Source organism: Flavobacterium azizsancarii (assembly GCF_027980145.1).
GTDB lineage: Bacteria > Bacteroidota > Bacteroidia > Flavobacteriales > Flavobacteriaceae > Flavobacterium > Flavobacterium azizsancarii.
Window position 1 is genome coordinate 1 of the sequence record NZ_JAMZNK010000028.1, and the last position, 25,134, is coordinate 25,134.

The 25,134-nt window shown below is 33.9% G+C and carries 19 protein-coding genes; 8 read left to right on the plus strand and 11 right to left on the minus strand.

Translation table 11 applies throughout. The features are described from left to right. Positions 1 to 107 precede the first annotated feature (107 nt). The 5 genes from NJT12_RS15725 to NJT12_RS15745 are packed head-to-tail and all read right to left on the minus strand — an operon-like array spanning position 108 to position 6,391. Positions 108 to 644, minus strand: a complete 537-nt coding sequence (locus NJT12_RS15725; protein WP_271336873.1) for a hypothetical protein — start codon at positions 642 to 644, stop codon at positions 108 to 110. Positions 645 to 647: 3 nt separating this feature from the next. Next, the gene (locus tag NJT12_RS15730) at positions 648 to 2,789 is read right to left on the minus strand and encodes an AAA family ATPase (RefSeq protein ID WP_271336874.1); all 2,142 of its coding nucleotides are present in this window, start codon (positions 2,787 to 2,789) and stop codon (positions 648 to 650) included. Between the two features lie 2 nt (positions 2,790 to 2,791). After that, the gene (locus NJT12_RS15735) at positions 2,792 to 3,019 is read right to left on the minus strand and encodes a hypothetical protein (protein ID WP_271336875.1); all 228 of its coding nucleotides are present in this window, start codon (positions 3,017 to 3,019) and stop codon (positions 2,792 to 2,794) included. A gap of 11 nt (positions 3,020 to 3,030) precedes the next feature. Then, complete coding sequence (locus NJT12_RS15740) at positions 3,031 to 5,265, minus strand: DEAD/DEAH box helicase family protein (protein WP_271336876.1); 2,235 nt, start codon at positions 5,263 to 5,265, stop codon at positions 3,031 to 3,033. Between the two features lies 1 nt (position 5,266). Beyond that, positions 5,267 to 6,391, minus strand: a complete 1,125-nt coding sequence (locus NJT12_RS15745; protein WP_271336877.1) for a cysteine desulfurase family protein — start codon at positions 6,389 to 6,391, stop codon at positions 5,267 to 5,269. 361 nt (positions 6,392 to 6,752) lie between these two features. Between NJT12_RS15745 and NJT12_RS15750 the strand changes: the two genes are divergently transcribed. Together NJT12_RS15750 and NJT12_RS15755 are read left to right on the plus strand one after the other, a co-directional pair. Then, complete coding sequence (locus NJT12_RS15750; protein ID WP_271336879.1) at positions 6,753 to 6,890, plus strand: hypothetical protein; 138 nt, start codon at positions 6,753 to 6,755, stop codon at positions 6,888 to 6,890. A gap of 229 nt (positions 6,891 to 7,119) precedes the next feature. Further along, entirely contained in the window at positions 7,120 to 7,452 is a 333-nt protein-coding gene (locus NJT12_RS15755; protein ID WP_271336880.1) for a helix-turn-helix domain-containing protein, read from the plus strand. Positions 7,453 to 7,483: 31 nt separating this feature from the next. On the opposite strand, the gene NJT12_RS15760 is transcribed toward NJT12_RS15755, so the two are convergent. After that, the gene (locus NJT12_RS15760; protein ID WP_271336881.1) at positions 7,484 to 8,575 is read right to left on the minus strand and encodes a hypothetical protein; all 1,092 of its coding nucleotides are present in this window, start codon (positions 8,573 to 8,575) and stop codon (positions 7,484 to 7,486) included. Between the two features lie 316 nt (positions 8,576 to 8,891). On the opposite strand from NJT12_RS15760, the gene NJT12_RS15765 reads away from it, so the two are divergent. Then, positions 8,892 to 9,215, plus strand: coding sequence for a helix-turn-helix domain-containing protein (locus tag NJT12_RS15765; protein ID WP_271336882.1), 324 nt, complete (start codon positions 8,892 to 8,894; stop codon positions 9,213 to 9,215). Between the two features lie 477 nt (positions 9,216 to 9,692). Here NJT12_RS15765 and NJT12_RS15770 read toward each other — a convergent pair whose 3' ends face one another. The 3 genes from NJT12_RS15770 to NJT12_RS15780 form a co-directional block, all read right to left on the minus strand. Further along, positions 9,693 to 10,166: a hypothetical protein gene (locus NJT12_RS15770; protein ID WP_271336884.1), complete on the minus strand. Its 474-nt coding sequence runs from the start codon at positions 10,164 to 10,166 to the stop codon at positions 9,693 to 9,695. 442 nt (positions 10,167 to 10,608) lie between these two features. Beyond that, a complete protein-coding gene (locus NJT12_RS15775; RefSeq protein ID WP_479687003.1) occupies positions 10,609 to 11,109 on the minus strand; it encodes a type I restriction endonuclease in 501 nt (166 codons plus the stop codon). A gap of 156 nt (positions 11,110 to 11,265) precedes the next feature. Further along, complete coding sequence (locus NJT12_RS15780) at positions 11,266 to 11,649, minus strand: helix-turn-helix domain-containing protein (protein WP_271336886.1); 384 nt, start codon at positions 11,647 to 11,649, stop codon at positions 11,266 to 11,268. A 539-nt stretch (positions 11,650 to 12,188) separates the two neighbouring features. On the opposite strand from NJT12_RS15780, the gene NJT12_RS15785 reads away from it, so the two are divergent. From NJT12_RS15785 to NJT12_RS15795, 3 genes are read left to right on the plus strand one after another with little or no spacing between them, the layout of a single operon-like run. Then, entirely contained in the window at positions 12,189 to 15,212 is a 3,024-nt protein-coding gene (locus NJT12_RS15785; protein ID WP_271336887.1) for a SusC/RagA family TonB-linked outer membrane protein, read from the plus strand. An 11-nt stretch (positions 15,213 to 15,223) separates the two neighbouring features. Next, positions 15,224 to 16,627, plus strand: a complete 1,404-nt coding sequence (locus tag NJT12_RS15790; protein WP_271336888.1) for a RagB/SusD family nutrient uptake outer membrane protein — start codon at positions 15,224 to 15,226, stop codon at positions 16,625 to 16,627. A gap of 16 nt (positions 16,628 to 16,643) precedes the next feature. Continuing rightward, on the plus strand, positions 16,644 to 19,319 hold the full coding sequence (locus tag NJT12_RS15795) for a S9 family peptidase (RefSeq protein WP_271336889.1): 2,676 nt from the start codon (positions 16,644 to 16,646) through the stop codon (positions 19,317 to 19,319). 61 nt (positions 19,320 to 19,380) lie between these two features. On the opposite strand, the gene NJT12_RS15800 is transcribed toward NJT12_RS15795, so the two are convergent. Next, positions 19,381 to 19,659 (minus strand): hypothetical protein, encoded by a 279-nt coding sequence (locus NJT12_RS15800; RefSeq protein ID WP_271336890.1) that lies wholly within the window; start codon positions 19,657 to 19,659, stop codon positions 19,381 to 19,383. Positions 19,660 to 19,738: 79 nt separating this feature from the next. After that, positions 19,739 to 21,274 (minus strand): DoxX family protein, encoded by a 1,536-nt coding sequence (locus NJT12_RS15805; protein WP_271336891.1) that lies wholly within the window; start codon positions 21,272 to 21,274, stop codon positions 19,739 to 19,741. A gap of 483 nt (positions 21,275 to 21,757) precedes the next feature. Between NJT12_RS15805 and NJT12_RS15810 the strand changes: the two genes are divergently transcribed. Both NJT12_RS15810 and NJT12_RS15815 read left to right on the plus strand, forming a co-directional pair. Next, entirely contained in the window at positions 21,758 to 23,830 is a 2,073-nt protein-coding gene (locus tag NJT12_RS15810) for an McrB family protein (RefSeq protein ID WP_271336892.1), read from the plus strand. Beyond that, on the plus strand, positions 23,820 to 25,103 hold the full coding sequence (locus NJT12_RS15815) for a 5-methylcytosine restriction system specificity protein McrC (protein ID WP_271336893.1): 1,284 nt from the start codon (positions 23,820 to 23,822) through the stop codon (positions 25,101 to 25,103). The genes NJT12_RS15810 and NJT12_RS15815 overlap by 11 nt, the downstream gene beginning before the upstream one ends. The last annotated feature ends 31 nt before the right edge of the window (positions 25,104 to 25,134 follow it).

Consider the following 25,134-nt stretch of genomic DNA (forward strand, 5'->3'; position numbering starts at 1 on the left):
TATCATCTTTACTAAGTGATGATAAAGGACGATTTGACTGGCGTACTTTGCGTCGGAATAAGTGGCGACCATTGTCGCGGAATCGTGGGGTACTTTCGTCGGAATATCTAACTACTTATCAACTGTTTACAACTTAAGATAAGATTAAGCATACTTGTTGCCACAGTGATATCTAAATTTTCTTCTTGTATTTTTTTCTCTAAAAGAATTAAGCCTCCATTTGTATAATTTTGCATGGTAATATGCAAACTTTTCTTAATGGCTTCAACTGTTTTTTTTCCTTTGTCTAGCTCTATTAAATCATCTTCAATGCCTTCCGTTTTTGCAATTACAGCCATAAAAAGATACTCTTGTATGTTTGTGAAGTCACTTCTTAAAGCACTCTTTGTGCTTCCCCAATTCTGTATAGCATGACTAAAATCAATCAATTCTGCAGATTCTGGTAATTCTTCATATTTGTTACTGTATAATCCTAAGAAAAATGCGTAGATGTACAATTCATAATTATTACTAAAAATTTTCCCTTTATCTTCTCTATCCGTTTCCGCTCCTCCTCCTTTTCTAGTTAATGACTTAAAAAGATGTTCTAGATTTTTATCATATTTGGGTGTGGATTTTTTCCACTCGTCGAATAATTTGTCCATAATTTATAATTCTATTACAACAGAGTTAGTAGTTTCAATTTGATTTACGATCGAGTTTTCGTCAAGCTTAACCCAAAAGGACTTATCTTTTAAAATATCATCTTGATAAAAACGACTGTCAATGCTTATTTTTTTATTTTCATCTTCTTTAATAAAGTCTTTGACAAGAATTATACATTGATCTGTGTTTTCTCTAAAGGAATTAAAGAATGCTGGATATTTGTTGCTATCAAAGGTAGAAAGTGGGGCGTCCAAAATTAGAGGATAACTTTCGTTAGCTTCATTCTTTACCATTTTTGAAATAGCTAAGAGTAAAGAAGTATGAGCAAGTACCTCTTGAGCACCATTTAGAGCAAAGGGATTATTAAAGTTGTCTAAAACTTTAAACTCAACTTGATTCTGATTTCCTGTTTTTGATTTGTATAATTTTAATTTCCCCGTATAAGATCCTTCATTAGTAGATTGGAAAATTTCATTAGCTTGTTTTTCGAGATCTATTACTAAATTGTTAAATTCTTTTTCTGTAGTTTCAACAGTGATTGTTAAAATATCATTTAAAAGTTCTTGAGTTTTCATTAAGTAACCAGCAACATTTACTAAATCTATTTTGTTTTTTTCATCTTGGAACTCAGTTAACTTATCTTTTTTAGATTTTATAATATTAGTTAAACTTCTCAGGCTTGCTTGCTCGTCTTTTATACTAGTATTTAGGCCTTTAAAATCTCTCAATATTGTAGCAGCACTTCCTACATCTATTTTTGAACCACCAATTACTTTTGCTCTTTCAGCTTCTTCTTTTTCTCTCTCATCTATTTTTTTATTAATATCTGTTTTTCTACTTTCTACAAATTCAAAATTATCAGATATTTTAGACTCCATCTTTATGAGATTAGAAATATTTTCATCATTGGAGTCTGATATTTTGATAAGAGAATTAATATAATTGTTTTTGAAAAGTTGCTTTTTTTCGACCATATCTTTTTCTACAGCTTCAATATATTCCTCAAGTCTTCTATTCATAAATTCATAAGCTTCTGATCCTTTAGCTGCTTCTCTATTACAAACTTTACATAGTTCAGCTTCTATCATTTCTTCCATGTGAGATCTAGTAGGTGCACCTATAGGTAGTGGTATAATTCCATTTTTTAGATTTTCTACAGCTTTCTTTTCACCTATTTTTTGCTGAAACTCATTTTCTAACTTTCTTTTAGTTTTAGATACATTAGCAATTTTAGTTTTAAATTCTTCAAATACGGATTTGTAATTTGTTAAAATCCAGCTTTTATCAAATAAATCTTGTGTGTAGTTTTCACATTCTCGAACGCGAACTTGTAATTTACTTATTTCTTCTTCTTTTATCCTAATTCTCTCAGAAAGTGTTTGATATGCTTCGGCATTATCAATTATATTCTCATATTTTAGTATTGAAGAATTTATTTTCTCAATATTTATCTCATGTTGATGCTTTTCTTTTTCCTTGTCGGATATGTCTTTTCTAAGGTTTATAATTTCCTCACTTAAAATAGCATATTGTCTTTCTTCTCTTAAGTTTTTTCGCCCTGCCGCAGTTACTGCATTTTCTGCACGTCCTACGAAATATTCAGCTTTAGGTATGTAGTTTTTTAAGTAGGTAGCATCAGAAAACATTTCTATAAGTGTAGAAAGTGCATCTTTGCTTTCAAATACTTTTAAATCTGTTTCTCCTTTAAACATACTATATCTCCTAATACGCTCATCAAATATTTCACTTCTCAACTCTTTTGGAACATCTACTTGATATCTTTCGCCTGTTAATTCTTCTCTAATTCCAATTAAACTAGGCTTAGTGATATTTATACTTTCATTAATTTTTTTAGCTATAAATGATTTTTCAATGGTTTTGGTCTCATTGCCTTGACTTACAGTCATCCTTATAGAGACAGTAACTTCTATGCCTTCTTTAATTTCATTATGTAAAGCTTTTTGACTTATCAGTCCTTCTAAATTAGTATCAAAATCATTAAAGATCCATTCAATTGCTTCAAAAAATTTGGTTTTACCATGTCCATTTGCTCCATGTATGATGTTCACTCCTTCTACAAAATCAAAGATATTCTTTCCATAATAGCTTTGATAATTGGTTAATACTATTTGTTTAATTCTCATCGCTAAACATTTTGATTTAGGTAAATACTAATTTTGTTATACAGGGTTATATCATTAATTCCTTGGTTATTTTCCAACTCATCAACTAATATGGCTATAGTTTTTACGATTGGGATTTCTGACACTAATGCTCTTGTTATATTATTAGGTATATCCCTTTCTTCTAGTTGATATTTATCTTTTATAAGTTCATGACTTATAAATTTTTTGAAAATTTTATTTTTGTTCATTTTATAAGTTTTTAATTTTCATTATTTATGTCGTAGAGGCTAATGTTATAGTGCATGCAGATTTCAGAGAGCTTTTCATATACTTCAGCTTTATTAATTGCCAGTGAAAAAAAGTTTTCAACTCTTTTCATTTCATTTAGAATAAAGGACCTTTCAATATTAAATGTTTCGTCATTTTTATCCATATTAAATTTTGGAATCACTACTAAATCATGGATATAGGCAAATTGTTTCCCTTTAGACTTTCGTAAAACTCTACCTCTTCGCTGTATAAATTGTCTAGGATTTCCTGTGCTAGCACAAAAAATAGCCAATTCAGCTCGAGGTACATCAACTCCTTCATCTAGACATTTCATCGATGTTAAAACGTGCAGATCACTTTCTGAAAATTGTTTTATAACACTTTTTCTGTTTTCTGTTTTCGAAGTAAATTTTCTAGCCGTTATTGAAAAATCGATATCTGTAATAGCTTTAGTGTATTGGTCAATTAGAAAAATATCTTCTTCATTTTCGATATAGTTATCCTCCATAATGACATCATTATTTTCAAGTACTCCTTCTGGTGTATATATTAAAGTATATTTAAGATTACCTCTTTTTTGGAATTCCTCGTTTATTATACTTTTAAACTTAGGAAGTTTATTTTCCGCTTTATGAATTATTCTCTTTCGTTTTAAAAGAAGAATTTCCACCTCCTTGCATTTTTTAAATGATTTTGTTACCGAGTCTATAAACTGAGCAAGTTTTTTTGAAATTTCCCTGTACTTTTCAAACTCATCTTCGGTAAGTGATACAACATGAGGGTAATAATAATATTTACATAAATATCCTTCTTCAATTGCTTTTTGCATACTAAAATTGTATGTGTATGGATCTTTATCGTTAAAAAAAGAATCTATTAAAGCATTTCCTGTATCATCATAAACCCTGTTTGGTGTAGCAGATAATCCAATTCGTTTTTCTAAATGAATTTTAGGTAGTAATTTCGAAATATTTGGAGCGCCAATATTATGGACTTCATCTGCGATGAAAACGGTTTGTTTTGGCAAGTCTTTAAAAAAGCTCTGAAATTTATCTTTAACAAAAGAAGCGTATGTTGCGATTACAATAAATGATGGATCATTAAGCTTGGAAAGTGTATTGTAAAATGACAGTTTGTCTTTCCATTTCTCTTTACTACTAACCGTAATTATATTTGTATAGTTAAATTGTTTACATTCCTCTTTCCACTGCTCTACTAACTCTAAAGTAGGGACTAAAATAATTGCTTTGTAAGATGTTTCATTTTGGTACTCGTTTAACAAACAATTCAAAGCAGTTAATGTTTTACCTGTTCCTGTAGCCATTGCAAACAAACCTTTCTTATTATTTTTAAACCAACTATCATAAGCCTCTTTTTGATAAGATCTTGGTCCTTCTTTGTAAGGAAATCTAGGTTGTTTTTCTATTTCTATAAACTGATTAATATGTTCTATTGCATTTTTTATAGATTTTTGAATTTTAGATTTTTGAAATATTTCATTACGCTTTTCTAATAAATCTTTTTCTTGAATTAATAGTTCCTGAATATTTTTATCACCAAATTCATCTTTCAATGCAACCATCACATCTTTAATTTCAAGATAATCAACAAGATCCGATTCTTCTGAAAAAAAAATTTCAAAATCTATTTCTTGTTTTTTTATTTTGTTTAAATACCTTTCATTTTCCCAAGATAAAGTACAATCTAAACGTTCTAAGTTTTCAATAAAGCCAAAGTAACTAAAATTGCATGTTGAAGTAAAACCTATTGAATTTTCCCCATCACTAAAAACGCCTGATTTGTAATGTGATATACCTCTTCTGTTTTTCGGTTTAATAATTTTAATTTCTATCCTATCATTTGCTATCAACCAAGCAAAACATTCAAAAAAGTGTCTACCATATTGATCTAATGACGATTCTAATTCTTTAATATTATTAAAATTATATATGGTGGAAAAATTTTCCTTATCCTGACCTTTTTCAATTGCATTTTTATCTTGTTCAGAAAGTACATTATTGATAACAGCTCTCATTTTACCTCCTTTATAAATAAAATTTGCAAAACCTAAAGACAAAACATTTATGGCAGAAGAACTAAAATAACCTAGTAATAAGTCGAAACTTGTACTATTACATAAAGCATCCAAATAAAACTGTAATGGTTCGTCTTCGCTACCAGTATCATAATGCCAATCTTCTACCCAAGCAATATCTTTTAACATACTAAATATTTTTTATTTCAGCTTTAATAGCATTAACTAGTTTATTTATTTGCGATTCTGTTATTTCTTTATTTAAAGAAATTCTAATAGTCTGTTGGCATTCAGAATCAGTAAATCCCATTGCTTTTATAACATGTGAACTTTCAATTATTTGCGATGTGCATGCGGAACCATTACTTAGTGCAAAATCCGTTTCTCTAGATATAAATATATCCGAATTTAATCCCGGAATAATAACATCAACAATATTTGAAACTCTAAAATCTTTATTTCCAATAATGATAGAGCCTTTTATTTTTTTTAACTCTTGAACTAAATAGCTACTATTTTTAATAATAACCTCATTACTGGTATTAAATTCTTGAATTGCAATTTCACAAGCTTTTCCTAAGCCTACAATTAAAGGGGTGTTATAAGTACCTGCTCTTAAACCGTTTTCTTGTCCTCCACCATGAATTAATGGAGTTAATTCAATATTTCTCTTTTTGAATAATATACCAATACCCTTAGGTCCATTAATTTTATGCCCACTAAAACATAATAAATCAATATTATCTTTTTCAATGTCAACCTTAATTTTACCAACTGCTTGAGTAGCATCACAGAAAAGAGCAATATTGTTTTCAGTAGCAATCAATCCAATTTCATTAATCGGTTGTATTACTCCTGTTTCATTATTAACAAACATCACACAAATTAGAAGTGTATCAGTTCTTATAGCTTTTTTTAAATCATCAATTGAGATTAATCCATTGCTATCAACCTCTAAATAAGTTACTTCAATACCTTTACTTTCTAAATATTCGCAAGTTGAAAGCACTGCTTTATGCTCTGTTTTAACAGTGATTATATGATTTCCTTTTTCATAATTAGCTTCAACAAAACCTTTTAAAGCAAAATTTATGGACTCTGTAGCACCCGAGGTAAAGATTATTTCGTTATCATTAGCATTAATTAATTTGGATACTTGTTTTCTAGAATATTCCAATGCCTCTTTTGCTCTTTTACCGAAATCATGACTACTAGATGCGTTACCGTATATTTCATTAAAATAAGGTAACATAGCTTCAAAAACTCTTGAATCTAGTTTTGTTGTACTAGCATTATCGAAATAATTAATTAGCATTTATTATAATTTTAATACAATAATACGGAAATTCAATGGGAAAAGAAATGAGGAAAACCGTAAAGAGGTCAAAATAAATTGGATTCCTGACAATCACGATTATTAAAATTCTGATATTTCCAAAAGAAGTGACGCTTTTGAGGAAAAAATCAGAAACAATGTAACTTTACTTAATAATACTGTAAAAAACATTAATGGACTAAGAGTAGAATTCTCAACCGCATAGTCTCATACATTCATTTCCGTTTAAAAAAAATTAATCATTGAACAAAACCTTTCAGATTTTAGACTAATTCTAAAAAATAAAAAAAGACTAACTGTTGAAGATCATAATCAACTACATCTGGAAAGTAGATTGTTTTTGGAAGAAGCATTCCGAACTAAAACAAGTAATCCAACTATTGTTGTAACCCAGCACCCTCCTACTTTTATCAATTATCCTGATAAATACGCCGATAGCGATATAAATGAAGCTTTTGGAACAGAAATGTCAAACTAAATTGAAAATAGTGATATGGACTATTAGACTTATGATTATCATCATTGCAATGTATCTGATTTCAAAATTGGTCACAAATCAATTAGGTTATATAAAATATAAGGAGAATGACAACTTTAATAACAGTTGTGTGTTTTTTTGTTAAAAAAGCTAAACAACATCCTATTGGCTATACCCAGTTTCCCTGCTACCTCTTTTATTTTTCTATTTTTCTATTTTTATATAAAAAATGGAAAATCCTTTTGAACTTATTTTAGAAAAACTAAATGGAATTGAAAAAGCTATTGCAAAACTTAATACAGTTGAGCCAATTGTTGCAGCAAACCATCCAATGAATATCAAAGATCTTTCAACGTATATAAAAATGAGTAGATCGTCCATTTATAAAATGACTTCCTTAAACGATATTCCACATTATAAAAGCGGTAGAAAGCTCTATTTTAAAAAACATGAAATAGACGAATGGATATTTTCTAATAGGATAAAAACAAATGATGATATTAAAAAAGAAGCACTGAAGTATATCAATAAAAAAGAAAGTGAGGGGAAATTACTAGAATAGTTTACCTTAATTTTCGTGTTGTAAGCACTACTTACCATTTTCTATAGTGCTCAAGATCCTCCTGAGTAAAAATTTCATCAGAGCTAGTCACCAACGGATCCATCCAGTTGATCTTCGCTCTGGCCCAGCTGATCCATTGATGGAGCTGCTCATCTAAAGGATCTGCACTTTCTTGAACTGCGTTGACGTAATTTCGGAGTTTTGTCACTTCATCAAATCGTTCAGCTCCTTGAAGCAGCGCCTTAAAGTCCTTAATTTCTTTTTGTTTTCGCTCGACAATAGCCCTTTCAATGGCTTCTTGTTTTTCACGCTCAATCTTGCGAATGCGACAATCCTCCTCCCATTGTTTTTTCTTCTTGGCAATGAGCTCCAGCTTAGCCACAATTCTCGCCAGCAGTTCTTCCAATACAGTCGCTCCGTCTTTCCACTCCTTCTGATCGGAATATTTTCCCACCTGAAAAATAAAAGCGCCTGTCCGAACCAACTCAGAACTACTGTACCGATCTTTGGCTGGTATGCGTTTGGTGGCTTCCCTAAGATATACCTCGATTTCAATTCCATCCACCACTGCCACTGTATCTCCATACCGGTTCTTAATAAAATCATATCCTCGATATTGAAGCAATTTTATCAGTGTATCCATAAAGCGTAATCCTCTTGACATATTCGCATCGTCCACATTTAAAAAAAACACATCAGGATCCCGGTCTTTGTAGTTTCTGTTTTTTCTAAGCTTATCCCAACTGTCTTTGGTAATCGTTATTAGCCTGTGAGGTTTACTTAGCTTGTCGGGGACCTTCAGCGGCGCATTAGAATCCTTTTCAATTTCTTTGGTTAGCAAAACTATCGGTGAAGCAATAGGCAAAGGTATGTTCGTTTCGTACTTCTTTTTAAGAATCTCCACTGATTCAGGTCCCTCATAAGGCTCTGAGAGTTTTGCAACCCAGCTATAGCCATGTTTGAGCTGTATCCAATAACTCGTATGAGGCAGTGGAACTTTAAGTGTGGTACAAGCCTGTCGAATACCATAACTGGAGAGACCATATAAGGAGTTGATCTGCCCCATATTTTTTTTCCAAACCAAATCATATAATTCTTGACAGGTAAAGCTAATCGTTTTCATAGTGTCCTGTTTAAAAACTTAATAAACGATAGAATCTCAAATCATAGTATATATTAGAAATCATAATGACATAAAACTTAATTGCTATCCTTTCTACACTTTAAATAAAATACAATTTATCCGATTCTATTTTGCATTGCAAAATCATTAATCAAATAGTTTTTTAGGCCGATCCCAACAGGACATCCAAACCAAAGTACAAACTTTTAAAAGTCCTGGACTTTAGAAAAAAAAAGCCAAAGCATTCCTTTTAACGACAGCATCATTCTTGTATATGGTCAGTGCATAGTTTTACATGAGATTTAATACCAATACCATGAAACCATTTACTTTTGATCAAATACCTATCATGATGAACAAACTTCATGATAAACTAGAGCACTTGGAAAAGCTTATTTTGAGAATATCTATTACAGAAGAAAATAAAAATGAGCTTTTGAATGTTGAACAAGCATCAAAACTTCTAAATCTGTCAGTAGCCACAATCTATAGTAAAGTATGTAGGAAGGAAATCCCAGTTAATAAGAAAGGGAAACGTATTTATTTTTACAGGCATAAGTTAATGAAGTGGATTAAATCGGGGCGGTTAAAAACCTATACAGAAATGAAAAATGATATTGAAAAAAGGTCAAAATTCTAAATTTAACACTTAGTTTTTTTGACCTTTTTAGTTATAAACATTCCTAAAGCACAATCAGCAATAATATTTGTAAATCATAGTCTTCCAACACTTTGTATATTCAAAATTTGTATTAAGTTTGTATTAAACAACTCCCATGAGTTTTGTTATCTCAATAAGGATACTTTGTTTTATTTTACGATAGTTTGCTTTAAAATGTACCATAATTGTACCACTAAAGTTGAGAACCCTATTAAAATAAAGAATATTACTTTCTGCATCGTAAAAATACAATCTACTGTCCCCAATTCATTAAACACAAATTTCCAATATTCGTTTGTTTGTTTAATCAATGAATTTCTTGTAACAGTCTTAAATATTTTATTTGAAATGTCTGGAACATTTGGATTTCTTTTTTAAAGGAAAAGCGACAAATTCCAATAACAAAAGTCTTTTAATATTTTTGAATTCGACTGTAAATAAGTTATCCATATAGGATTAATTTCTATATAATCTTTTTTGCAAATGATACAGTGCCCCATGCTCAAAATTTTGAGAATGGGGCACTGTATCATTACGCCCCCCTGAAAACCAAGATGAAATAAACCAATGCGGAACATTTTTATTAAAATGATTTAATATTTTGACAGTTTCGATCTTCTGGGTATTTTCTAAAACAGAATTTATGATGTTTTTATTTTCATTTATCTTAAGATTTTCAATCTTCATAATGGCTTTCACTGCATCTTGAATAAGATCTTGTTTACCAAAAGATACTTGAAAATAATTAACGGTATACCATGAATTACTAATCATCCTCGAGAATATTTTTCTTTTCTCAATATAAAAGATATCTTTTTCTACTAATTCGAGAATCGCTAGAAACCAATAAAATTTATAAGTGGCAGACGTACTTGAAAATACGGATGATAATTTATCTATTTGAAGATGCTGGGAAATTGGAAGATTCATAGAATTTTAAATAACCTCTTAGGTTTAATTAGTACTTTATACAACAGATCATAGATATTCATTTTTTTTTTTGCATACTTCATTAATTTTTCAAGCTCAAAAAAACTTTCTTTTGCCAATCGATTCATTTCTTTGGTCTCTTATTCAACTATACTACGATTTTCACTTAACTTATCCTTGTTAGGAATAAAATAATTATCTCCTCCATATAGATGAATCGAACTATACTCGTTAAATTTATTTAATTTTTCAGTAAAAAATCAGTAAAAACTGACAAACCGATATATTAACTTTAAAATTTTCCTCAATCATTATGGTTGATAATTCTAAAGTACTAACATATACAAAAAGTAATTGTTTACCATTTATCATGAATCTTCTAATTAACCTCCACTAAGTAAATCTAAATATTCATTAACTTCTGATTTCATTACATAGATAATTATATAGGTAGTAATCCCAATTCCTTAAGAAACTTATTATGATTTGCGGTAGCTATTTTTAGTTCTTTGCTCAAATCGTCTAATTTTTTATTCACTTTTAATAAGTCGATTTTTTCGTTGGCAACGGCTGTACTTACATAATGGGATATATTCAAATTATACTCATTTTTACACAAGTCCTTGATATTAACTAATCTATATTGTAATGGTGTACCATCTTCACGTTGAAAAGTATTTCTTTCACGAAGGATTTTAGAAGCTGTAAAAACATCTGCACTGGCAATTTCATCTCTTAAGCGATAAAATTCAGCATCCGTTAATCGCACCCGATTAAGAGACTCAAATTTTTCACGAAAATTAAGTTTCAAACTAGTCTTATCACGTATATCATTGCGGTAAACATATTTAAGATCTTTTATTTTTTTGATTAAACTATCTTCTATTTGATTCTCTTTTGTAATTACTTTAAAAAAAAAGAAGTTTATGTTAAAAATTCTCAGTCAAAGATAACTAATAATGTTCTTTTTAAATGATTTCATTATTATCTAATAAAGTAATTTTTATATTTTTATTCCTTATTAAACTCTAACACATCCATTTAAAATAAGATGTCGGCTAAATTTGCGTAAATAAAAAAAGATGCCAAGCATCTTTTTTTATTTACCCTGTAGTCTTTCTTTTTCGAGTAAATCAAACTTGTTATTAATTGTTTTTTTTAGAAAGCTATAATAATCTATTTTTTCTTGTGTTAGCTTTTCTTCCAACTTAAAGGAATTATCAACAATTGTTAATAGTGTTGCTCTATTTTTCAAAACAAAAAGCTCACAATAATTGATATTCAAGTATTCACTAAGTGTTAATATTTTATCCCATCCGCTTATGCTTTCAAAGCGCTCAATTCTACCAATCATAGTTGAATTATATTCTAATTTTCCAGCAAGAGTATGTTGAGATAATTTTTGGCTTAATCTAGCTAAACGGAGAATACATCCAATTTGGATATTAATTATATATACTTCTGTTTCTCTCGATTTTCTCATAAAGTAAAATTTGAGAAAAAAGATCACTTTATTCGATACAAATTTGTATCGAATAAAGTATTTTGTTATATTTGTCACAATAATTACATCTAAAAATGTAATTTTGCGATTCTTCACATAAAATATTTGAAGCATTCGCTTTGAACCTTGCATTAAAAAACTGGAATTTTTTGAGCGCGCAAGATGATAAGTGTAAATGCTCACGTCATATAGTTGTATATTGGCGTGGGCTCACTTACATGCGCGCGGGTCGTTCCAGTACCTTTAATGCTACGTAAGTCGAGAACAACCCACGCCTCTATATTAAAGGTAAAAACTCTTCTTAAATTCTTAGCGCTTTATTTCTTTATTTGCATGGTTTCGCAGGACAATAAAAGTTTAACTTTTAACGCCTTTATTCATGTAGAAATAAAAACAAATTCATTATGACCATTAAGCAATTTACTTAATACATAAAAATGGCCCTCTATCTTGTCGCCAAACTAACATAGAGGACCGTAGCTAATCTAACTGACGTTTCAACTAACCATTCCAATATTATGAATAATTTTTCATTTTACAAGGAGGTAAAAGCTTTTTATTGCCTAATTTTTCTGGGTTTAATCTTGTCTTTTCCTCCTGTATCCGCAAATCCCATAGAACGGCATAGTCTTTCTTTCTTCCAACAACATCAAATTCAAGGCACCATCACCGACGGTACAAGTCCTTTGCCAGGAGTTACAATTGCTGTTAAAAGCAAACTTAAATTATCAACCATATCTGATTTTGCTGGCCAATATTCCCTTTTGGCCTCTGCAAACGATACACTAGTTGTTTCTTTTATAGGTTTTAAAACAGCTGTGATTCCAATTAATGGAAGAACAATAGTGAATATAAAACTTAGTTTTGACACCACTACCCTTCAGGAAGTCCGAGTGAATGCTGGGTATTATTCCACCAAGGAAAGCGAGCGTACTGGCAGCATTTCCCGGATCACCTCCAAGGATATCGAAACCCAGCCCGTCACTAATGTACTGGCCACCATGCAGGGAAGAATGGCCGGGGTGAATATCACCCAGACCACTGGGGTGCCGGGAGGAGGCTTCGAAATCAAGATTCGTGGACAGAATAGTCTGCGAGATGAAGGAAATGCGCCACTCTATATAATTGACGGTATTCCTTACTCTTCTGATCCCATTGGACATGGACAGGTCTCCACACTGTTTCCAAATCTGGCCAGCCCTCTGAACGGAATCAATCCTGACCAAATAGAAAGTATAGAGGTTTTAAAAGATGCTGATGCTACTTCCATTTATGGCTCCAGGGGAGCTAACGGTGTTGTGCTGATTACTACAAAAAAAGGCAAAAGCGGTAAAACCAAATTCACCTTGAACGCTTCAAGCGGCGCAGGCAAGGTAACAAGATTTGCCAAATTCATGGATACAGAACAGTATCTGGCCATGCGCCGCCGTGCGTATGATAATGATGGAATTGCTACCTATCCAAAATCAGCCTACGATATTAACGGAACCTGGGACCAGACACGCTATACCGACTGGCAGAAGGAATTTTTTGGAGGCACTTCTGCCTTTACTGACCTGCAGGCTACCATATCAGGCGGATCACCTTCCACCACTTTTCTTCTCAGTGGAAATTACCATACTGAAACTACTGTTTTCCCTGGTGAATTTCTGTATAAAAAAGCAGGTTTCCAATCAAGTGTGAACCACGAGTCTGAAAATAAAAAATTTAAGATACAGTTCTCCGCAGGCTACACCTTGCAGGACAACGATCAACCTTCTTCTGATCTCACAAGTCTCTCCAGAGGCCTTGCCCCTAATGCTCCATCCCTGTACAACATTGACGGGAGTCTGAATTGGGCAAACAACACCTGGCAAAACCCACTTCGAAACCTATCGGCCAAATTCGAATCGAAAAGCCATGATTTGCTGGCCAGTACTTTGCTTTCCTATGAGCTTCTTGAAGGTCTCTGGATTAAAAGCAGTTTTGGATACAGTGATCTGGGGTATCTCGAAACCCGTACCTCCCCCTCTACCATATACAATCCAGCATTTAACTACGACAGCTCATACTCGAGTCTCTCGGTCAATACAACAAACAGGAACTCCTGGATTGCAGAACCCCAGCTCAGTTGGGAAATAGAGACCGGGACAGGAAAACTCTCCCTCTTGGCTGGCGCAACATTTCAAAACCAGTCTACCGGACAACTCGTGCAGACAGCAAGCGGTTTTCCCTCTAACAGCCTTATTTATAATTTAGCCTCTGCCTCCACAGTACGCGTACTGAGTGATAATGAAACGCTTTACAAATACCAGGCTTTTTTCGGCCGGATTAACTATAACTGGAAACAGCGCTATATTCTCAACCTAACGGCCAGACGAGACGGCTCAAGCCGTTTTGGCCCCGGAAACCAATTTGCAGCCTTTGGAGCAGTGGGCGCTGCCTGGCTGTTTTCCAAAGAAGCCTTCCTGCTGGATAGCCCATGGCTGTCCTTTGGAAAACTTCGCCTAAGTTATGGTACAACGGGAAGTGACCAGATCGGAGATTACAAATTTTTGGATACCTATAGTATCTCAGGAGCCTTATATGGCGGTACAGCAGGATTGCAACCTACCGGCTTATTTAATCCTGATTTTGCATGGGAAACCAATAAAAAACTGGAACTCGCCCTGGAAACTGGATTCTTTTCTGATCGCATTTTCCTCACTGCCGCCTGGTACCGCAATGTTTCCTCTAATCAGCTTGTGGGGATACCCATGCCGGCCACTGCGGGATTCCCGTCCGTTGAATCCAATCTAAGGGCAACAGTGGAGAATTCCGGACTCGAATTCACGCTACGCACTATCAATCTTAGCTCGGGCCAATTAAAGTGGACCTCCAACCTTAACCTGAGCCTGGCTCGAAACAAACTTCTTAGCTTTCCTGGTCTGGAAGGCTCTACCTACAGCCAAAGATACCGCATTGATAAACCCCTGAATATTGTACTGTTATATGATTATACAGGTCTTGATTCACAAACCGGACTTTACCAGTTCCGCGATTTCAATAACGATGATAAGATTTCCTCACCTGAAGACAAACAGATTGTAGCTGACCTCAATCCGAAGTATTTCGGGGGATTTCAGAATTCTTTGAGCTACAAGGGATGTAAACTTGATTTTTTACTGCAGTTTGTAAAACAAAAAAATTATAATTATCCTTTATCATCCGCAGGTGCAATGTACAACCAACCCCAGCAAATGCAATACAGCTGGCAACAGCCAGGTGATACGGGCCCTTATCAAATCTACACCACAGGTTATAATTCACAAGCCGTTGATGCCGGTTCACGCTACAGTGAGAGTTCAGCCTCTATCGGGGATGCCTCTTTTGTGCGACTCAAAAACATTTCCTTTTCCTATGCTCTTCCCTTGCCTGTTACAGGGACGCAGTGCACAATTATACTCCAAGGACAGAATCTTCTCACCTTCACGCCATACAAGTACGGAGATCCCGAGTTTGTAAGTTCGGGATTCCTGCCTCCTTTAAAGATAATCACTGCAGGGATCCAATTAACCTTTTAAACTATAAAATTATGAAAGCCATAAACCCTATTATAATCTCAGGCCGCTATACAATACTTATCCCCCCACTTTTACTGTCTTTTTTACTCTACTGCTGCGACTCCTTTGTAGAGGTAGATCTTCCAAAGTCACAGTTGACAACAAAAACAGTTTTTGAGAATTACCATACTGCCGATGCCGCCCTAAGCGATATTTATGCCAGCATAAGAGATACCGGAATTCTAAGTGGTATGAGCTATGGGGTATCCAATCAACTAGCCTGTTATAGCGATGAGCTGACCTGGTATGGAACTCCACTGAGTACTACCGAGAGTTTTTACAGTAATGCACTACTGCCTTCTAATAGCGCAATAACAGAATACTGGAGAGCAGCTTACGTCCAGATATATGCAGCCAATGCCATACTGGAAGGTAGCAAATCATCCCTGAGCCTAACTTCTGCCAATAAAGAGCAACTTGAAGGCGAGGCGCTTTTTATCCGGGCTTTGCTGCATTTTTATCTTGTTAATCTCTATGGCGATATTCCCTATATCACCACAACAGACTACAAAGTCAATGCTGTTGTCTCTAAACTGTCCCAAAGTGATATTTACCAGCACATTGAGCTTGATCTGCAACAGGCTGCGCTACTTTTATCTTCACCTCAAAGCAATAACGAGCGGGTACGTCCCGGGAAATCTGCCGTGTATAGTTTACTGGCAAGAGTTTATCTTTACTCACAATCATGGACCAAGGCCAACAGTAGCGCTTCTGTGGTTATAAATGATATAGGGCTTTATACTCTGGAGAGTATCCAGAACGCCTTTTTGAAAGATTCCAGAGAAACCATCTGGCAACTACAACCCGCCACGCCAAGTCAAAATACCGATGAGGCTATTACTTTTATTCTCTCTAGTACCCCTCCTCTCACTACATCGCTCTCCAATAGCCTTATGGAGTCCTTTGCGGCAAATGATCTACGAAAAAAGAACTGGATCCAGGGGATTTCCAACGGGGATTTGATATGGTATTACCCTTTCAAGTATAAAATAAGCAACACAACACCTGTCTCAATGGAATATCCTATCGTGATGCGTCTGGCCGAACAGTATCTAATTCGCGCAGAAGCAAGAGCGCAAAAGGGCGATTTAAACGCCGCAGAAGAAGACCTCAACCATGTGCGCAGAAGAGCTGGCCTTGACAGTAAAGAAAACCTTGACAAGCAGGCGCTCCTCGATGCTATCCAGGATGAGAGAAGATGGGAATTCTTTACCGAATACGGCCACCGTTTCTTCGACCTTAAACGGTCCGGACGCATAAATCAAGTTCTATCAGCTGTAAAACCCGGATGGGATCCCCATGATATCTTTTTCCCCATTCCACAAAGCGAACTGGAGTTAAATCCAAAATTGCTTCCCCAGAACGATGGTTATTAACCTTAAAACTCCACCTATGAAACCTATAAACCAAAAAGAAATTCATCTCCCGCTTTCTTTGGCTGTCGTTTTAGCTTTACTTTTTATTTTTATTTTGCCATTAGTGACCTGCCCTTTAAAGGGGCAGGTGGTGCAAAAAAAACAACTTGATTTCAAAGATTTTAACTCCCTGGGAGAACTACAGTTACATAAAGCAACTCCAGATACACGCTGGAGCAGTTTTTCCATGCACTATAAAAACGGTATAGACACGCTCTTTCTACGCTCTACATCAAATAAAAAAGAATACTTTTTCCCTTCGGGGACAAATCCCGATTTTTTAGCAAACACTAATTTTCTCTACCAAAAAAATGCAGCCCTTCATCTAGTGAATCTTCACACTGGAGCAAAGCAGACTATAGAGCATGTTCTGAGTTATGCCTGCTCGATTTCCTTCGGCCAATTAATCGTGCTTACAAAACAGAATTCTCCTGCGAGAAAGACCCTCTTGATACTAAACAAAGACGGTGTTATTATTCAGAGAATTGCAAGGGCAGAGCAATTTAAAATCAGCCCATGCTCGAGAAAAGTAGTTTTTACAACTATGGAGAACGGCTCTTATTCGCTTGGCATCATCGAGCTGACCAATCCCATTACTCCCCATTGGATCTTAAGAAAAAGTTCATATTCTTTTAAAATGCTTACCTGGGAGAAAACAGCCAGAGCCCTGTGTTTTATTGGCTCTGAGGCTTCCGGATCAAATAAAAATTCTCTTTTTTATTACATAACAAAAAGTAAGGCGCTTTTCTGTATGGATCCTGAAAAACAGATCGGGTTTCCACCCGGGCACCTACTGGATAGTCTTGGGCAATATCCTCTTAACATTAGCCAGGACCTGAAAAGAGTGTTTTTTGGACTGCTCAAAAAAACAGATCCCGATCCTTCGTTCAAAAAGTCTAACTTCGGACCTGAAGTAGAACTCTGGAACGGCAATGACAAATTGATTTATCCCATGCAACAAAGGATGGGCGACTTTAATAAAAAAACCTACCTGGCAGTCTGGACTCCCTTTAAAGAGGAGTTGGCGCAGATTTCCAACCAGGCTCTCCCCGGTGTAATGCTTGCCGGTGAGCAGCAATACGCAGTTCTCTCTAATCCACAGTCTTATGAGCCTCAACTGGAGTACAGCGGTCCTCGAGATTTTTACATCCTGGATTTAAACACAGGTAAAAAAGAGGTTTTGCTTCAAAATAAAGCCATAACCCCCACAGAGCCCATGCCGGGAAGCTCACCAGGGGGAAAGTATATCACTTACTCAAAACAAAATGATTGCTGGATTTACGATCTCAAATCAAAAACTCATCTAAACATTACCCAGTCACTGCGCGCATCATTGCCTGATAGCCTGCGTGATTTACATCAGGATTCATATTTTAGAGTTGCAGGCTGGACGCCTTACGACAAACAGATTCTGCTTTATGATACTTATGATATCTGGATTATCACCCCTGATGGCAATAGCTACAGGCGAATAACCCATGGCCGGGAGAAAAAAATACATTTTCGTATTTTTGAATCTCCTCTCTCGGACGACCTTTCCAATTATGAGGGATGGACCCACAGAACCTTTAATGCCGACAAAGGTCTTTTGCTCGAGGCAAAGGGGGATGATGGGAAAGCAGGTTATTTCAAATGGGAAGCAGCCATAGGTGAGAAGCCGATAGTATACAAAGAAGCCTATACTTCTGAACTATTTGTCTCACAGGACCAAAAAAGTTTTATATATCGTGAAGAACAGTTCAATATCTCTCCAAGGATTGTGCTTCAAAAGGGAAAAACATCGCACGTCTTTTTCCAAAGCAATCCACACCAGGCGCAATACAACTGGGGACAGAGTACTCTTATTGCCTACCAGAATTTGAAAGGCAGTAAATTACAGGCCCTATTATACTATCCCGTAAATTATGATCCTAAAAAAAAATACCCAATGATTGTAAATGTGTACGAGAAACAGTCTTCAGAGCGTTATAAGTACATTAACCCAACATTGGAAAACGAAGCAGGCTACAATCCCACAGTGCTCACCAACCAAGGCTATTTTGTGCTTTGTCCTGATATTGTTTCCGAAAAACAAAATGAGGGTCCTTCTGCATTAGACTGCACTGTGGCGGCCACAAAAGAAATCATTGCCAGAGGCCTTGTCTATCCTGATAAAATTGGTATTATTGGCCATTCCTTCGGAGGATTTGAGACTTGTTATATTATTACCCACACCAGTCTTTACGCAGCCGCAGTAGCAGGGGCAGCCATAACAGATATCAGCTCTTATTATTACACCATTAACTGGGATACTGGACGTCCCACAATGAATTATTTTCAAAGCGGACAATTAAAAATGGAACGTCCACCTTATGAAATACCTGATATCTATGACCGTAACTCTCCAATAGTTCATGCCCCTAAAGTTACAACACCCCTATTATCATATGCCGGAAAAAAAGACAATCATGTGGACTGGCACCAGAGCGTCGAATTTTATCTCGCCCTTAGAATACTTGGTAAAAAAAATGTAATGCTCCTTTATCCCCAGGAAGCCCATACCATTTTAGACCCACAAAGTCAAACAGACCTAACACAGAGAATCTCTCAGTGGTTTGCTTACTATCTAAAGGATGAAAAACATGCAGACTGGATTGAAAAAGGAACAATGTAGGGCAGTAAATAACAAAGCAGTCCCTTAGGAACTGCTTTGCAACTTTCAGTTATTCGAAAGTTTAATTACTAGGACGATAAAGAGTCTCATCACAATTGTTGTTCACTTTACCCTTAGCTTGTTCCCCTGAAGGATAACTTATTCGGCAAAGTTGGCTATTAAAATTGGTACTGCAAGATACTCGCTGATTACACGGCTTATTATTTTGGTCAGTTACATAACCGTCTTTAGGCGCCGCATTGCTGGATTTCTGCATCGAAGTGGTTAGAAATGCTCCAGCTGTCCCAATAAATAACACAAATGTAAAGGGCATCATTTTTTTAAAAAATATAGTTTTCATAATAATAAATTTAAATTAAACTTGATCTACTCTTTTCTACAGGTTTTCAATCTTTTTCCTGATACCGGCCGGTATATTTTTATGCACCATTCATTTTCTCTAATGCAATTTTCATTTCATCTCTCAATAAATCTCCAAGATCGTAAATCATCAGATCACCACCAGCAATTACATAAAAGTGTGTATCTGTAACAAAAAGATCTTGAACCTTTAAATCCGGGTTATGATAAATAACAAAGCTCATTACATAACTATTTTTTTTTAGATTGTAAACATCAATCACAGAACATCGGCTCCAATGTTTAAGATCATCATACCTGCCTGGAACTTTAGAATTCACAAAAAGAAGGTTGTTTTTGGTAGTAGTCAGCGTATTGACTTTTAAAGGAGGCGCTCCCATTTGTCTCTCTGTATTGTTTTTCAGATAAGCGACCTTTATCTTTGCGTGTCTTATAGTATCTATAGTATGCCCTGTTATTTTCAGACTACCATTTCTATCGGCTGCAATAAACTCATTACGATAAAAATAATTATACACAAAGAGTTTCATTTCTTCATTATAAATAAGCATACCATCACTATCAAAAATACCATCAATCTGTCTCTTAAGAAGATGCGGGGCAAATCGCACATGTGGTAGATTCCCTGCGTAAAAAATTCCAAGTACTGTAGTTTTGTTTTTACCTGTATTATTGCGAAAGGCTATTGTAGCGCTATCCATTGGCTGAGCTACGGTAAAGGTTGGCATACCTTTTAATTCAGTATTGATTTCCCTTTTTTGTAAATTACCTCTAAAAATACAAGGCACGGTTCCATCTAATAAATAAATATTATTATCTCTGATTAAAATTCTAATAGATCGAAATGAAAGTTCTCTATGATCGAAATGAAGTTTTAGTGTCTTTTTACTTCCTGTTTCGTCGATCGATAGCAGATGCAGAGGATCTGTATAGTTTCCCAGATAAATAGTTCGGTTACTATTACCTGCGAAATAATAGGAATTAAACTTCACATCAATAGTGCCTTGTAATATGACAGCACTTTTCGGATAGCGTCTTATAAATGGATTATTATGGTGAATAATCTGCTCTGAGAACAAATACACAATGATCATAAATAATATGCTTATTAATATTAAAAAGAAAACAAGTCCAAGATATAATTGCATCTTTATTTTCCTAACTCCTTGTTGGTAAATCTGATTTTGCAGTACTAATGCAATAATAGACAGAAGTACAAAAAAAAGATTAAAGATTAAATGTGACTCCCATGTCATTTTCTCTAAAATTCCTCCACAGGAACAGGGTACAAAAGAGCTAAAATGAAGTATAATAAAAATATAGGCTGTAAACATACTCATCAAGCTCAGTGCGGCAAACAGAGCAATAGTTCTTGTTCTACTATAAAGAACCAGTGCAGCGATAAGAAGTTCAATACCAATAACAGCCCAGGAGATCCAAGCTGCAAAAGCACTTAAGATAGGAGACTGAGAAAGCTGTACCTGAAATCTTTCAAAATCCATAATCTTGCTCACCGAAGCATAAACAAATAGCAAGGCGTAGAGTAAACAAATACATCCTATTACAATCCTTTTTATACGACCTGATAGTTTCATGACCTAAAATTTTAAATTATTGTCTGCCAGTGATAAATTTTATTACCAGAAGAATAATTAACAAATTTAGAAGTGTTTTTTATTATAATTGTTACCCAAAACAAGCCAAAAGTTTTAAAAAACGTGCCAATTTCAATTCGCATTATACCTTAAATAAGAGAGACTTAATAGAATAATCTACAGTAATATCTACATTTTCCCTCGAAAATCCTTGTAGTTTTAATTTGCTTTTACGGATTACCACATTTTTATTGATAAAATATTAGATACTTTAGCCATTCAACAAAAATCAAAATAAATACAAGCGCTACAATATATCATCATTCAGCAATAGGTAAAAAAATAGGAAAAAAACTCTGGGATGCTCCTAATAAATAATGAGCAAACTCAAAGCTTAAAATAAAGATCCTTTGGATTAATTCTATGCCAATTTGATGAACGCAATGATTGAGGTGGAATAATTAAAAAAATAAAAGTGTGAAAATGAAAATATTCTTTGGTAAAATATCTGATAAATACGATTTAAAACAAATAGAAGATGGTTACTACCAGGCTCCTAAAAATAGTACATGGTTTAATGGCATTAACGTTGGGGATTATGCATTTGTCATTGGAGGTAATCGCATTCAATTATGGAAGGCCCTTCAATGGGGGCAAATGGTTGATAGCGAAAATGCTAGACTCGATTTCGAAATTATTAGTCGTGATACAGGCCTAAAAACAAAAGACTTAATTGCTTTTAAATTTTTTAAGTTAACAATCGATTTAATTGTAAAATCGACAAGGTCAACGGGAGGGGAAAGGAAAGCTTTTTTTGAATTGGAGGTAGAACCATTATTTTCAGAAACAGATTTACTAGATTCTCAAACATTTACAAATCCGCAGAACTTTAGAAATATAAAGACTTTTCTACCTGGAGAAACCATAAATCTTGATTCATATGATATTCAAATGCAATTTGATAACGGACTTCTCAAACTACATCCAATAAAAAACTGTGGAGAGAACATTATAAGTCGTTTTAAAGACAATACTGCATTTATTGGAAAAGGACAATCTCAAAAAGATAAGACACTTTCTATTTTAAAAGCAACTAATAATATTGCAAAACCTTTAAATATAACCATTAAAGATCTTTACGATTCTTGTATGTGCAAATACGTAGTTGAAAACCAAGACACAAAGTATTGGGTAGTAAATGGGTATGAGCAAGAAAAAATAAGCTATGATTTAGAAAATGATAGTTTTGTAATGTATTTTCAATATAGTGTTCAAAGACAAGGAACAGTAACACAAACACTTAATACAGCTAAAAAAATAAAGCCTGGTGATAAAGTGCTTCTTTATAACAATAACAGTTTTTTTGGGCATTCAACCTTTATTGAAACTGAAATGCAAAGCACTATAGAGACCACTCTGGGGGATGTAATTAATAAAAAAATAAAAAATGATGATGGCGAAATTGTAACTTTTACAGATGCAAAATGTATTTATGAGGACTTGACAATGGACAATGGTTTTGAAGGTGAATGGGGTCAAAGACTAAATTTACAACCTTGGGAGGATGTAAATGAGCAGGGAATAAATATTCCTGGTATCTTGGAACATGTAGGCTCGTCTTCAATTATTCAAAATACCATTATTGAATTGAAGGACAAAACATTTTTTGATTTAGTAAAAAACATCCTCTCAGGAGAATTTCAAAATAGTAAAGAATATAACAAGATGAATGCAATTATAGATCTTATTAAATATAAAAAACAAGTTATTCTTCAAGGTCCTCCAGGAACTGGAAAAACATATTCAGCAAAAAAACTGACTTTTAAACTTTTAGGAGGTGATATTCCAGAACGATATAAACTTATTCAATTCCATCCTTCCTATACATACGAAGATTTTGTTAGAGGTATTGTTTCTGAGATAAATAAAGATGGGGAAGTCTTCTACAAAGCTAAAAACAAAATTATCGCAGAATTTGCTAAAATAGCCGCTGGATCAAAAGAAAATTATGTTTTAATTATAGATGAAATCAATAGGGCGAATCTTCCCTCTGTTTTAGGAGAGTTAATTTACGCTTTAGAGTATCGTAATGAACCTGTGCAGAGTATGTATGATATTGATGGTGATAACTCCATAACGATACCGGATAATTTATTTATAATAGGAACAATGAACACAGCAGATAGAAGTGTCGGTCATATCGATTATGCAATAAAAAGACGTTTTGCATTTGTGGATGTTTTTCCAAACGCAGAAGTTATCAATTCAGAAAAAGGTAAAGAATTATTTAATTGTGTAGCGAATCTTTTTGTTCAAGTAAAAAACGGTTTAAATGTCAATTCGGTTTTTCTAGCTTCAGATTTTGATCATAAAGAAGTACAACTTGGACATAGTTATTTCATTTTGAAACAAGCAACACCGCAAGAACAAAAAGTAGAACTCGAAATGCGATTAAAGTATGAAATAATTCCAATCTTGAATGAATATGTAAAAGATGGATTGCTACTTGAAACAGCAAAAGATGAAATTGAAAAAATAGCTGGTTTTGAGTGTTAATTTACTAACCTATAAAGAGCATGACCAGAAATCATTCGTAGATGATAAACTTGTGCTAACTAAAGATTTTTTTGAGCCTCTTTTCATTAAAAGTCATAGAGGTAGAGATGCTAGTATACCATGTTTTTCTATTCAAAAATCTCAAACAGAGCTTAATTCCTATAATGTTAAAATAGGATATTTCATCGGTGTTGATTGGATTGAAACAAATCAACTAGCATTGCATGTAGGTCCAAAAGTAAATAAGTCAAACAAAGAAGTGGATTTTATTAAAATGCTTTTTTCTTCTCTTCGTCATACCGATGTAGCAAAGGAAATAAACGAACTATTTGAGGTAAAATGGGATCTACCTACTATTGAAATTCAACAAAAACAAGATTTGCTAACACCTTTTTTGATTGCAGAATTTTTAAGCTTAATCAAAACTATTGTTCGAAAAGGGTTAAAGAAGTCCTACTATAATGTAGAGCAAAATCTTCAAAGTAAAGTAAAAGGAAAAATTCTTGTGGGAAAATCGATTAAACTCAATCTGCAACAAAACAAAAAGCTTTACACGTATTGCAGCTATGATGAATTTGGTTTAAACAACAAAGAAAATCGTCTGTTGAAAAAAGCATTAACTTTCGTGAAAAGATATTTACCTAATTATTCAAATTTCACGAACAATAAAGATCTACAGGACATATTTAATTATATAAACCCAGCTTTTCACGAGGTTTCAGGTCAAATTGATTTAAAGGAAATTAAGCATACTAAAACAAATGCATTTTATCAAGAATATGAACCTGCAATTCGATTAGCGAAACTAATTTTAAAAAGATTTGGCTATAATATTTCTAATACAGAAAAGACTACAATTAAAACGCCCCCTTTTTGGATTGATATGAGTAAATTATTTGAATTGTATGCCCTGGGCTTATTGAAAGACCGATTTCATCATCAAGTACAATTTCAATATAAACACTTTGGAAATGAGCTCGATTTTTTATTGAATTCTCTTGAGTATAAAATGGTAATAGATGCTAAGTATAAAATGGTCTATATAGATGGTAGTAACGATGAAGATATTCGTCAAGTTAGTGGCTATGCACGCTTACAAAAAGTTTATAAAGATTTAGGTAAAGTTGCTGGTGAACTTATAGATTGTTTGATCATGTATCCCGATCAAGAGAATGGTTTAGAAAATTTAAAGAATGTTGAGTTAAAAGCCAATGCAATCGAGCGGTACTTTGGAGTTTATAAGTTAGGTTTAAAATTACCTCATATCAAATAATTTATGAACTACTAGTATCTAGAATGCGCTT